Annotated in this window: 13 protein-coding genes; 9 read left to right on the forward strand and 4 right to left on the reverse strand. The window is 42.8% G+C overall.

Annotated elements, in window-relative coordinates:
* The first annotated feature begins 129 nt into the window (after positions 1–129).
* The gene (locus CHH60_RS30365; protein ID WP_255248036.1) at positions 130–1,431 is read left to right on the forward strand and encodes a WXG100 family type VII secretion target; all 1,302 of its coding nucleotides are present in this window, start codon (positions 130–132) and stop codon (positions 1,429–1,431) included.
* Positions 1,432–1,449: 18 nt separating this feature from the next.
* Complete coding sequence (locus tag CHH60_RS21420; RefSeq protein ID WP_095361059.1) at positions 1,450–1,905, forward strand: hypothetical protein; 456 nt, start codon at positions 1,450–1,452, stop codon at positions 1,903–1,905.
* Positions 1,906–2,266: 361 nt separating this feature from the next.
* Here the strand turns inward: CHH60_RS21420 and CHH60_RS21425 are convergent, their stop codons facing one another.
* Complete coding sequence (locus CHH60_RS21425; RefSeq protein ID WP_095361199.1) at positions 2,267–2,608, reverse strand: DUF1801 domain-containing protein; 342 nt, start codon at positions 2,606–2,608, stop codon at positions 2,267–2,269.
* A gap of 5 nt (positions 2,609–2,613) precedes the next feature.
* Positions 2,614–3,186 (reverse strand): GNAT family N-acetyltransferase, encoded by a 573-nt coding sequence (locus CHH60_RS21430; protein WP_176476159.1) that lies wholly within the window; start codon positions 3,184–3,186, stop codon positions 2,614–2,616.
* Positions 3,187–3,440: 254 nt separating this feature from the next.
* Between CHH60_RS21430 and CHH60_RS21435 the strand changes: the two genes are divergently transcribed.
* From CHH60_RS21435 to CHH60_RS21460, 6 genes are all read left to right on the forward strand, one after another.
* On the forward strand, positions 3,441–3,908 hold the full coding sequence (locus CHH60_RS21435) for a GNAT family N-acetyltransferase (protein ID WP_095361060.1): 468 nt from the start codon (positions 3,441–3,443) through the stop codon (positions 3,906–3,908).
* 213 nt (positions 3,909–4,121) lie between these two features.
* Positions 4,122–5,465: an amino acid permease gene (locus CHH60_RS21440; RefSeq protein ID WP_141236979.1), complete on the forward strand. Its 1,344-nt coding sequence runs from the start codon at positions 4,122–4,124 to the stop codon at positions 5,463–5,465.
* A 316-nt stretch (positions 5,466–5,781) separates the two neighbouring features.
* Entirely contained in the window at positions 5,782–7,170 is a 1,389-nt protein-coding gene (locus CHH60_RS21445; protein ID WP_095361061.1) for a WXG100 family type VII secretion target, read from the forward strand.
* 13 nt (positions 7,171–7,183) lie between these two features.
* Entirely contained in the window at positions 7,184–7,474 is a 291-nt protein-coding gene (locus CHH60_RS21450; RefSeq protein ID WP_095361062.1) for a hypothetical protein, read from the forward strand.
* A gap of 303 nt (positions 7,475–7,777) precedes the next feature.
* Complete coding sequence (locus CHH60_RS30370; protein WP_255248037.1) at positions 7,778–7,942, forward strand: hypothetical protein; 165 nt, start codon at positions 7,778–7,780, stop codon at positions 7,940–7,942.
* Between the two features lie 619 nt (positions 7,943–8,561).
* Positions 8,562–9,425, forward strand: coding sequence for a prohibitin family protein (locus CHH60_RS21460; RefSeq protein ID WP_095361063.1), 864 nt, complete (start codon positions 8,562–8,564; stop codon positions 9,423–9,425).
* Between the two features lie 242 nt (positions 9,426–9,667).
* Here the strand turns inward: CHH60_RS21460 and CHH60_RS21465 are convergent, their stop codons facing one another.
* Positions 9,668–10,579 (reverse strand): LysR family transcriptional regulator, encoded by a 912-nt coding sequence (locus CHH60_RS21465; RefSeq protein WP_095361064.1) that lies wholly within the window; start codon positions 10,577–10,579, stop codon positions 9,668–9,670.
* A 131-nt stretch (positions 10,580–10,710) separates the two neighbouring features.
* Between CHH60_RS21465 and CHH60_RS21470 the strand changes: the two genes are divergently transcribed.
* Entirely contained in the window at positions 10,711–11,754 is a 1,044-nt protein-coding gene (locus tag CHH60_RS21470; RefSeq protein ID WP_095361065.1) for a 2,3-butanediol dehydrogenase, read from the forward strand.
* Positions 11,755–11,885: 131 nt separating this feature from the next.
* Here the strand turns inward: CHH60_RS21470 and CHH60_RS21475 are convergent, their stop codons facing one another.
* Positions 11,886–12,398 (reverse strand): GNAT family N-acetyltransferase, encoded by a 513-nt coding sequence (locus tag CHH60_RS21475; protein WP_095361066.1) that lies wholly within the window; start codon positions 12,396–12,398, stop codon positions 11,886–11,888.
* Positions 12,399–12,501: the final 103 nt, after the last annotated feature.

Raw genomic sequence — 12,501 nt, forward strand, 5'->3', positions numbered from 1 at the left:
GTAGCTACCTACTTACGGTGTACCTCATTTATAATAATATTTCATACTACGGGTTGCCGAATTCTTGTGCCATTGTAGTGAGGATGAAAGATTCGTTTAACAACGGATACTTATTATATGAGGTACGCTATGACTACTATAAAAGTAACACCAGAGCAACTTCTGGCTGTATCCAGACAGTTCGAAGCTGCTCAGAACCAGATTTATCAGATGAATAACAACCTGAAACAACGAATGTTTGAGGTTGAGAGAGTATGGGATGGGAGTACAAAAGAAAACTTTTATGCTGATTTTACTCATGCACAGCGGGTTATGGATAACTTTGTGACCTTATCCATGTCAATATCGAAAGAGCTCAGAAGTCATTCCGAAAAGTTTCGGATGGCCGATAGTCAAACGGTACAATCCTATGATCCAAGATGTGCTCCACCTCCACCGGATGAATGTAGGGCTCCCGCAGCCGATACACGTAATGCTTTCCAGAAGTCTGCTGACAGTTTGGTCGAATTGGGACAAGCCTTTATGCAATCTGCAGATGATCGGTATCAGAAGCGTTACGATAGTGTAGGTGGATTTTTGGATTATTGGACGTTCGGCATCCCTAGTGGTCTTGTTCAGGGGTATGTGGATCGAGCGAATAAGGCGTTCGACTCTCCGAATGATACAGCGAATTGGCTTACATTCGGTATTCATGGTACGATCCGTGAAGCTACGTTTCCAACGAATGCTTGGTCTAGTGAGCACTGGGCTAACCTTTTTGGCGTAGGTGGATTGATGCTAGGTGGCGGGTATGCTTCTACGATTAAGCCCCACAATCTATTTACGTCTACAGGAGGGGGAGCGAAAATCAATTCGTTTTCCCGTCCTGGAACAGGAAATATGACGGGTGGCTTTCATGGTTTTCAGGATCAACGCTTGCGAATTACTGAAAACATTGCCGAAAGCAAAAAGGCGAGAGAGTCCTCGAAATTTTCTGAATTCGTGGAGAAGGAAAAGGAGATTGTTAAGGAGACTGTTAAAGGTAATTGGAATCTCGATGATTTACAAAATACAGAAGCTTTCAAAAAAGGAACAACGAGTAACGCATTAAATCATATTTTTGAGGGCGAACTCATAAAAGGACAAGCAGTTGGATTTCATTATGAAGGTATGCCAAATAGTAAGGGGAAAATTGTTGGGAATGTTGATCCCCCTAATGAGTATGGCGTATATAGAGCTAATATAGAGGTTGATGGAGTACTGAAAAAAGCAAAGACAACGTTTTTTCCGAAAGACTGGACATCGCAGCAAGTTATTGATGAGATAAATATAGCTTTCGACAACAAAGTTGTTTTCAAGAATAATAGATATAGAGGGACTGCGAGTACAGGAATGAATATTGAGTTTGTTGTAAAAAATGGGAAAATTACGTCAGCATATCCGTTGTATTAAGAGAATGGAGATAACTATATGATTAAATATTTGTATACAATTGAATACAGTGAAAATTTTAATGAGGTTATTTTTGATTTCGGTATAGATACATCATTAAAGAATGGTTATCTGATTAGTAATTCACTTGGTTCGGATATTTTTGGGGATTTTGCTACTGTAAAGGATGAAATCGAAAAATTATTCGAATTATTAGAAGGAAAGGTAACTTTATACGAAGGTGGGGGGAATGTAAACATAATAAAAGCAGATGAATGTTTTACAACCATTGAAGACATTTTTGCCGAAGATGGTGAAGAGGACAGTACATGTAAAATTGAGACTTTAGAATATGCAAAGATCATACTGGTATGGGCAAAGGAAAATTATCAGTATAAGTGCAAACGAGGCGTTATGTTAAGAGAAGAAGCAGAATTAGCAGTAGACTGGATAAATAAAAAATGCAATAAGGTGTATGAACTAGAGAGTAGATAGAGCGTTTTATGTAAACTCTCTACAGTCTTAACAACAAGGACTTACAACACCCCCAATGAAGCCACAATACCACTAACCCTTTTTGTCGTAGTTTTTTGGTTCTTAATCTGAATGCGAGGAACGTCGTTATATACACCAGGTCGAGCATGGTCAGGCCCACCATGGTTGACCTGGTGTATGTATTTTCGTTTTCTTACGGTTTAAAAAACAAATGCAATTTATGATTCGATAACCGGATGGATATAGTGTTAAGACCATCATATTCAAATTACAGGACTACATATACTATCTTGGAAGAGAACCAGTCTAACATATAACACTCGAACGAGATCACTTATAATAGATTAGTTTGTACCTCTCTCTAAAATTCGGCAGATGCCTGCGTCAGGAGACCAGCAAGCCATTCGTAATCCGGTGTATCCTTTTCCTTGATCTTGATCGTTTTGCGTTCCGCTGGTCCTTCAAATACTCCATCGGGTAGATCAAGAGCAGCCGCATTAAAAATGGTGAAGGACACCGCCTGCTTGGAAGGAGAGATGACTGCGGCATATTTGCCGTTCTTCAGGAAGTGAGGCTTCTTGTATTGTATGCGCTCTTGCGCGTCCGGAATGGAATCATGCACCAGCTGGCGTAATTGTCCTGCTACGGCGATTTGCCAGGGGGTTGAGATCTGTTCGATAAACTCCGTGACTTCTGTATTCAAGGCCATTATTGTTCTTCCTCCATTTGTATTGGATTAAGTGCTTCCCACTCCGGCTTAAGAATGCCCATCATCAGGCGGTCATAACGCCGTCCATCACGGTAAACTGCTTCGCGCGCTCGTCCTTCCAACTGAAAACCGGCCTTCTCATAGGCACGAATCCCTTTTGCGTTATACGAAATGACGTCCAGCCCCACACGATCGAGGTTCATCTCATGGAAGGCATATCGCAAAATCAGATTCAACGCTTCTGTTCCATACCCTTTGTTGCGATGTTCGGCAAGTCCAATGCCGATGGCCAGCTGTCCGCAGCGGTTGTTCCATTCAATGCTGTGAATGACAACAAAACCGATTAGTGTATCTTCCTCATGTGTTCGAAGCCTGAAGTACACTTCTTTGTTTTTCGTTTCCCCCTCATCTTCCAGTTGTTTCTCCGAATAGGGAATGGCAATATCGGTATCCACATTACGAAGATACTCCGGATCTTCATTCCATTGCAGCATTGTCTGCACGTCTTCCTCACGTGGAGGTGTCATTTTCAATCGTTTGCTATAAAACAGGTTGTCCGTTGTCAGTGTCATGTTGGTCTCCTTTGAAGATAAATGAAGCTCGCTTCACCTCAGTACGAAAATGAACTGTATGGTTGGCTCAATATCTTCGCCCCTTTGGAAAATCAGATAGCCCCATCATACTGGAAATTTTAGGGGATCACAATACACTTTTCAGTGGGTTTTCTTAATCTCTTGTCAGTAAACCTGCCACGGTAGTAAGATGAAATCATAAAGTTTAAAAACAGCGATGGAATATACCAAAATTGTTGGCAGGAGTGGTTGTTATGGAGATCAGAGTGGATGATTTGAGTGGGGATCAGGTTAAGGGGTTAATCGCAGTACATTTGCTTGGCATGGCCGAAGATTCGCCGCCGGAAAGCATTCATGCATTGGATCTGGATGGGTTGAAGAAACCTGAGATTACATTCTGGTGCGCATGGGAAGGTGAAGAATTGCTGGGATGTGGGGCCATGAAGGAATTGAGCGCCGAGCATGCCGAACTGAAATCGATGCGTACAGCCAAGGCCCATCTTCGAAAAGGCGTAGCGAGACAAATCCTGACTCACATCATTGAGGTTGCCAGAAGTCGGGGATACAAACGCATTAGCCTGGAGACCGGATCGATGGATTCGTTTATCCCGGCACGCCGGATGTATGAAGACTTTGGATTCGAATACTGCGAGCCTTTTGCAGATTATATATTGGACCCGAATAGTGCATTTATGACGAAGGAGTTATCACCGCTCGAATAGTCCTCCTCGTTGTTTCAATTTCATTTACAAAAGGGTAATCAACCAGGATTCTGCCTTCGCAGGGTTCTGGTTTTTTGGCGTGGCCGTATGAATTGAATGAATTTGCCATAACGAATCTCTGTGCTGAGGCATGAACAATAGGGTATACTGGAAATTATGTTATAAAAGCTTGAGAGAAGATTACAGACGTTGTTGACATCAGGAGGACTTGAATTGGCTCAGACAGAAGGAACATTACAGAAAAAGCTTAAACCAAGACACATCAGCTTCATGGCCATGGGCGGTGTCATTGGAACCGGAATTTTTAAAGGCAGTGCCGAAACGATTGGACTCGCAGGTCCGGGTGTTATTTTAACGTACATTTTTGCTGGACTATTACTGCTGGTTGTAATGGCAGCGATGGCGGAGATGGCTACCGTCTATAAAAACAAAAACATGAAAGACTTCGTGCAAGAAGCCTTTGGCAGCAGGGTATCCTTTGTAATGGGGTGGATGTACTGCTTCCTATGGTTATCCGTGTGTGTCATTGAGGTAATTGCTGCGGGGAGCTTCTTGCAATATTGGTTTACGGAAGTGCCGTTATGGATGCTGAGTCTGGCGTGCGCGGTATTTATTATACTCGTCAATCTGCTGAGTGTTGGGGTGTTCGGGGAGTTTGAATTTTGGCTGGCAGGCATTAAGATTGCCATGATCATTATTTTTATCATCCTTGGTGCCGCATTGATCTTTGGCATTATTCCAAGTGATAACACACCTTATCTGCAAAATTACACACATGCCGGAGGTTTCCTCCCGAATGGTTGGTCATCGATCTTCTCCGCGCTGCTTGTCGTCATGTTCTCGTATGGAGGCTCAGAACTCATTGGTCTGACACTGACGGAGACGGAAAATGCGGACAAGGTCATGCCGAAAATTGTGGGCAATTTCATGCTCCGAATTATTTTGTTCTTCACGCTGCCGATTCTCATCATCTGTGGTCTGATTCCATGGAATGAGATCGGGCCGGAAAGCAGCCCGTTTGTACAAGTGCTGGCTTCCACAGGTTTACCTGGTGCAGCGCATATTATGAACTTTATTCTGGTGACTGCCGTTCTATCGGCTGCCAATTCCGGCATTTACGGCGCATCCCGGATGCTTCATTCCATGGCGGTGGGTGGTGAGGCTCCAAAAGCACTGTCCAAAACCAATCGGAGCGGCAGTCCGGTGAATACGCTCTTGGTCTGTTCCGTTATTTTGCTCGGAGGCTCGATGCTTGGACTGTTCGCTCAGGATCAATTGTTCCGCGTATTGCTCGCAGTGCCTGGGTTTGTCGTGATGCTTGTATGGATCTGCATCGCCACTTCCCAATTAAAATTGCGGAAGAGATATCCGATCACACCGACATTCAAAGTCTGGGGATTCCCTTACGTAACCGGATTGGCCGTACTGGCGCTTGGAGTAATTGCGATGATGTTCATATTCGATGAGGGTAATCGATTCAGTATCAGTATCTGCCTCGGTGTTCTAGCCGTATTGATTATCTGGTCCCTGATCCGGTTCAGGAAGTCGAATGGGTAGGAAGTTTAAGGCTTGCAGAAGTAATATTGAAGAGCAGAGGTATGTACCTCGAAATGGATCAAACATCTCGGCATGTATGCCGGGGTGTTTTTTTTATGTGCAAAGGAATGGGCTCAGAGTATAAGGGAAGATATGATCTGTTACAATTGGGAGATATTGGGGGTAATACGAACTATGTAAATAAACCAGCAGTCGCTACGAAATAATTTTGTTCCATTTTATAATAGAAGGCCAAGTGTATATTTGAATCAATTCAATATTTCGTGCCTGCAGTATTCTTATAACAACGAAATACATATTTCGAACGAGGTATCATATGACAACGATAAAGGTAACACCTGAACAATTATCATCTGTTTCTAAACAATTTGCAGTCGCACAGAGCCAGGTTTTTCAGATGAATAGTATCTTGAAACAACATTTATTCGAGATCGAAAGACAGTGGGATGGAAGCACAAAGGAAAAGTTTTACGTTGATTTTGTGGTTGCCCAAAAGATAATGGATAACTTTGTTTCATTATCTCAGTCGATTTCGAAAGAACTCGAAGGACATGCGGAAAAATTCAGACTTGCAGATCAGCAAGCAGTGCAATCTTATGATTCGAGGTGTGCACCGCCACCGCCCGATGAATGTAGGGCTCCGGCAACGGACAACCGTAATGCATTCCAAAAATCAGCTGACAGCTTGGCCGAGTTAGGTCGTGCATTTATGCAATCTGCGGACGATCGATATCAAAAACGTTATGATAGTGTAGGGGGATTCCTGGATTACTGGACGTTTGGTATCCCGAGTGGACTGGTTCAGGGATATGTAGACCGAGCGGATAAAGCATTTAACTCTCCCAATGATACAGCAAACTGGCTTACATTCGGTATTCATGGAACGATTAGGGAGGCTACGATGCCAACCAATGCCTGGTCCAGCGAACACTGGGCGAATATGATTGGTATGGGAGTGCTGATGGTTGGTACCGGATATGCATCTTCTATGATCAAACCGCATAATCTACTGACATCTTCAGGAGGGGGCGTGAAAATAAATTCGTTCACACGTCCATCGGGTACAGGACAAATGACGGGTGGATTTAATGGCTTTCAGGATCCCCGCATGCGAGTGTTGGACAATATTGCCGAGAGTAAAAAGGCGAGAGAATCATCTGGATTCTCCGAGTTTCTGGAGAAGGAAAAGGAAATAGGAAAAGGGGATCATCGTCAGATATCTTCAGACGGTTTGAGGAACGAACTAGAATTAACAGATGCCCAGAAAACCGAACTGGTTAATTACTCTAAAAGATTAGGTTTCCCAGAAGAGAATATAGTGTTTCGAGAACATTGGAATACCGGAATGATGTATGACAGACTGTATATCAATACAGACGTTCTACCTGCAGAGTCCCATGGAATTGGCACATTGAGTGCCAACGCACGTGTTTCGGGTAGAGCTACTGTAGCTCATGAAATTATTGGACATTATGAAGCGTTTAAAAGCGGAAGAGCCTTTGAACTATATAATCTTGATGATAATACGTATACACGGAATTTTGCTTTAGACGAAGCTCAAGCCAGCATAAGAGCAGCGAGATTTGCTCCCGAGTTAAATTCTGTAGAGAGAATAACACTATTAAGAGATGCAATTACGAGATTAAAAAATGCAAATCTCCGTGTACGAGATGTCAAGAATGAACTTTATATTCAACATAGATAGAAAGGAGATTAGTATGTATAAATTGATGAATGTTGGAGATGTTTTTGAATCATTGGAATATGGCACTATTTTAGTGGGGATCAATCCTGAACTTGATGATCTCAGCCATGATCAAATTAAAAATCGCATCGATAATCGTATTGTTATTAGAACACCTGATAAAAAAGAATTTTCAATAGAAGTGGTTTCAATACAAATCTCAAGTTCATTAATGAATAAGAAAAGCATTGGTATCTGTGTTGGTAGATCAATCAACCAATCTGAAATTCCCCTTAACTCAGAAGTGTATACTGAAAAGTCTTAATGAGTTTAATGTCATGATTAGATGATGGTTGCCTTAATGAGTATATTATTATAGCTTGTTAGGATAAACATGAAACTTTAAGACTTTAAAAACTTACCTGATGTAATGTCGAAGGATGTATTAATTAAGTACTTTAATGCTTACTTGGATTTAATTGAAAACACAGTTGATTTGGCAAGCATAGACGTTTTAGAAACATTATCAGAATTAGCTGATAGAAAGGTTTATACTCACGAATTGTTAGAATCTAATCTAAGATCAAGAGTCGATCAAATTGTTCTTAATCTTTGGGATGTTTGATCTGTGGAACTGGTTGATAATTATGCCTATGTAGTTATAAACCTGAATTTGCGAAAAGGTTATGAGTTGATGAAGTCAGCTTTAAATATGGATTTGGATAAGCAAGTTAAGGAAATCATTGAAGAGTCTATAGATGAAGTTGGAGAAGGCATAGATATTCCTTACTGAGAGGTGCCCTTATTGAATCAACTTAACATTTTAACCCCTGAATTATTTAACGAAGAAATTTTGTCAGATCCAGCGAGTGTTGGTGCACCGAGCTGCACTGGACCAAACATCTCGGCATATATGCCGGGATGTTTTTTTATGTGCAAAGGAATGAGCTCAGAGAGTTGAGATCAGACGGCAACGAGGTCTTGCTCTTTCATGCCTTTTCTATGTTGAAAAGTGAGGCAGAGATCCTTGGTCAGCAGGAAGTCTTTAGAGAGTATTGAAACCAGATATGAAAATAGAAGTATATAATTAGAAGAATTAAATATTTTAGTTAACGACTGGGAGAAGGGAGAGATGGATGTAATAACATTTTTTAATAAAGTTTGGTTACGAAGGATTAGCAGGGGGAGAGTTTAAGCAGAAGTGTAATTCTAAATGTGTGAGCTGCTACGTGATGATGAAGTTTGTGTTGAATACAACCATAGAGGGAGGACGAGTATGCCATTCATTGGGGGAATGATTTTAGTCTTTATCTTAGCTTTTATTCTATGGTCATTAATGTTCCCGCTATTCAATATGGTAGGTAGAAGAGTGTTGAAAAGATACAACAAATTCAAACAAGAGGAGAATGTAAATGAAGAATCTAAAGACGTTTAAGGTAGGAGCCATTTCAGTAGCTTTAGTGATTATTGTGGGGGTAGTATTGGTAAGCTTTTTTGTGACACGAATTCCTAACGGTTATGTTGGCGTTGTCTATTCACCAAATGGGGGCGTAAAAGATAATACGCTGAGTCAGGGATGGAAGTTGGTTGGTGCTTTTGATAAGGTAACCAAATATCCAATTAGAATTCAAACCGTTGAATACAAGGATATCCAGATTGCCACGTCTGACGGAAAAAACATCACAATCGACTTTGCTTACAACTATCAAGTAGAACCAAGCCAAGTGTCTTCGATCTTCAATACCTTTGGACCCATTAGCATTCAAGAAATTGAAGATACATATCTGAAAACACGTTTTCGTGATGCTGCCCGGAAAGGTATTTCTAAATTTACTGTAATTGATGTATATGGCGAAAAATCATCTGAGGCTGGCGTAGACGTTCAACAACGTTTCGCAGACGATGTCAAAGAGCTAGGATTCATTGTATCCAATGTAACCGTTGGTGTTCCTCAACCAGATGCGAAAACCCAAGAAGCCATAGATAAACGGGTTGAGGCATCCCAAGAGTTGGAACGTAAAACGACTGAGCTTGAAATTGCGAAGAAAGAGGCAGAACGGAAACGTGTGGAAGCACAAGGTAACGCAGACAAACTATTGATTGAAGCAGAAGGTCAAGCCAAAGCAAATAAAGAGCTTCAACAATCACTTACAAGCCAACTTGTTCAATACGAAACGATTAAGAAGTGGGATGGTGTGCTGCCATATGTCAGTGGATCCAATACACCAATGATTCAGTTACCAACTGCAGCTGCAAAGACAGAAGAGGTAAAATAAATGAAGGGGAGTTTTTCTCCCCTACTGAGGTACAGATATGCAGGATCGGAAGAAGCTTCTGCTGGAGCAGCAAACCAATGAGATGAGCGAAGCCGTGAGAAAAGTAAAAGTGTAGGCATCACAAAGAAAAGGTACCCATGCTGCTGGAGGAGTTGAAGTGGATCATCCCCAGTGTGTGGTGTACCTTTTTGTTTAGTTTGGACCTGATTAATGATGCGAATTCTTATTAAAATTAAAAGAACTTAACTATTCAAATAATCCAGCTCGATCGCCTGTCTGAACTTCTGGGCAAATCGTTCTGCGGCAACGGCAACCTCCTTGGACTCGGTCTGTACGAAGCCGATTTGCATCTTGGGCTGGTCGATGGAGGCAATCTCAACCATCTTCACAAGGCCTTCTTTCCATAACGTGTTTTGATAGAAAGAGAAGTCATGGCCGATGCTGGCTGCTATATTGTTTCTAAGCACCGTGTTGATCGCTTCCGAATTGTTGGTCTTGAAGAGGATGGACAATGCTCCATAATCGTATGTGAAATCCTTAATGAAATCTTCTATGAAGCCATCGCGGTACAGCGCGAGGGGATGTTCCTTCAGTTGATCAGGCGTCACCCGATTCAGCTTGGCCAGATCAGACTGGTGATGGGTGCCTACAACCAGTTTACCGGAATACATTGGGCTGAAATGCAGTCCGTCGAATTCACGCAGCTGTTTCGTGTAGATGGCGATGAAGCCAAGGTGTGCCTTGTTGTTCCGGATATCTTCAATAATCTCCATGGAACCTTTCTCTTCAATGGAAATGTTCAGTAGAGGATGCTCCCGTTTCATATCGGCTGTGGTCTGGACAAGATAGTGCATGACACTGGGAAAAGTCGCTACATGCAGGTCGCCTGTGAGGCAGGATGCTTCCACATTCAGCGATTTCAATTCATCAACCCGCTGCAAAATGTCCAGTGCCTTGGCAATAAACTGTTTGCCCTCCGGTGTAGGGTGGGTCCCCTGACGGGAACGTTCGAACAGGATCAGGCCAAGCTCCTTTTCCAGACGATGGATAGACTGACTGATGGCCGATTGGGTAACGTGAAGGTGCTCCGAAGCGGCGGAGAACGATTGGGTTTTGGCAATTTCAACGACATATTCAAGCTGTTCCAGATTCATGGGCTCATCTCCGTTTTAACATTACTTCTACTAATATTAACATTAGTATCTATAAATATGAATAATAAGTGAACGGCGATATAATACATAGACAAGCTATTTATAAGCTCAATAAAAGGGGATGGATTTTCATGAAAGCAGCAGTATGGTACGGCCATAAAGATGTTCGAGTGGAAGAACGTGAAGTTCCGGTTGCTGGATCCGGACAAGTCAAAATTAAAGTGGAATATGCGGGGATCTGCGGCAGTGACTTGCATGCTTATCACCATGGTGTAGGGATTCAGGAAGGTGAGAATCATCCGCTCTCCGGTCAGAAGGCACCATTGACATTGGGCCATGAGTTCGCCGGAACGGTCAGTGAATTGGGAAGTGATGTAAGCGGTATCAGTATAGGAGACCGTGTTGTGGTAGAACCGTTGTATCATTGCGGTAAATGCGAATATTGTATCCAGGGCCGCTATAACCAATGTACCGAATTCGGTTTCGTAGGTTTGAATGGGGATGGTGGTTTTGCCGAGTATGTTGTTGTTGAAGCATATATGGTGCACCCATTGCCAGACAAGGTTTCTTTTGAAGAAGGTGCACTTGTTGAGCCTACAGCGGTAGCCTTCCATGCCGTTCGCCACAGCAAGCTGAAAGTGGGACAGAAGGTAGCCGTGTATGGTGCAGGCCCAATTGGACTGCTGACCATTCTATCTGCAAAAGCGGCAGGAGCTTCCACGATCTATGCGGTTGACGTGTTCGAGGAACGCCTGAATCTGGCGGCTAAACTGGGAGCCATTCCGGTGAACAGTGCCAAAGTGAATGCAACGGAAGTCATCCTGGAGCAATCTGGTGGAATTGATGTCGCCTATGAAGCAGCAGGTGTGCAACCTACGATGGATAGCGCTGTAGCGGTTGTCAAAAAAGGCGGAGAAGTGGTTGTCATTGCAGCCATCCCCAACCCACTGCAGGTGAACTTCTTCGATCTTCTGGTGAAGGAAGCGAATCTGACGGCCACACTGGCGTATCGCCACATTTTCCCTGAAGTCATCTCCCTCATAGCTGAAGGAGCTCTCGATGTGAAACAGGTTATTACGAAGAAAATCAAACTGGATAACATCGTGGAAGAAGGACTGGAGCTGCTGATGAGCGACAAGAGCCATGCGAAAATTTTGGTGGAGATCGGCGGTTAATAAGCAGTATTACATTGCTGCATCTTCCAATAGTAAAGGCCACTCGGATGAGTGGCCTTTTTTTCATCTTTATCACTTCAATTGAACTGAAGTTTATAGCTTGCGCTTAATAGCATGTGTTCTCATATGAATCATGAATCGTAACGATAACAGATGGCGTTTCCCCCACTGCTGCGTGTACTGAATTCTTCATCCTCCACAAAGCCAAAACGTTCATATAAACGGATGGCATTCGTCATCTGCCCGCCCGTGAACAGATACACCGTATTTTTGCCCATGTCCTTGGCGGATGCAACACACTGACGAAGGAGCTCCTGGGCAATACCGTGACCCCGCCACGCAGGATCCACGCCAAGCAGGCGAATGAACGGATAATCAATCGGGAGCTCGAAATTGGGATAGGCATTATGTGCAGTTTCGAACAATTGCACGGTTCCTACAATCTGGTCGTCCACTTTGGCGACCCACAATTGTGTGAGGTAGGGATTGTCCAGTGACTCCTCGATGTCTTTCACATAGGCTTCCCAACGTTGTTGATCCTGAAAGGTATCCTTGTACTCTGCATAACTTGCAATGAGGATATCTACAATCCCTTTATGATCAGCTTCTGAAGCGGGTTGAATCGTGACTGCCGTTGTCGTCATTGCAATTTCTCCTTCTTAAATGGGGTGGATGAAATACAGTTATTCCACATCTTAACACAACTAAATTTATCGGAATAATCAAAATATTCTATAGAATACGCAT

It is taken from the genome of Paenibacillus sp. 7523-1, from assembly GCF_002276415.1.
Classification (GTDB): domain Bacteria; phylum Bacillota; class Bacilli; order Paenibacillales; family Paenibacillaceae; genus Paenibacillus; species Paenibacillus illinoisensis_A.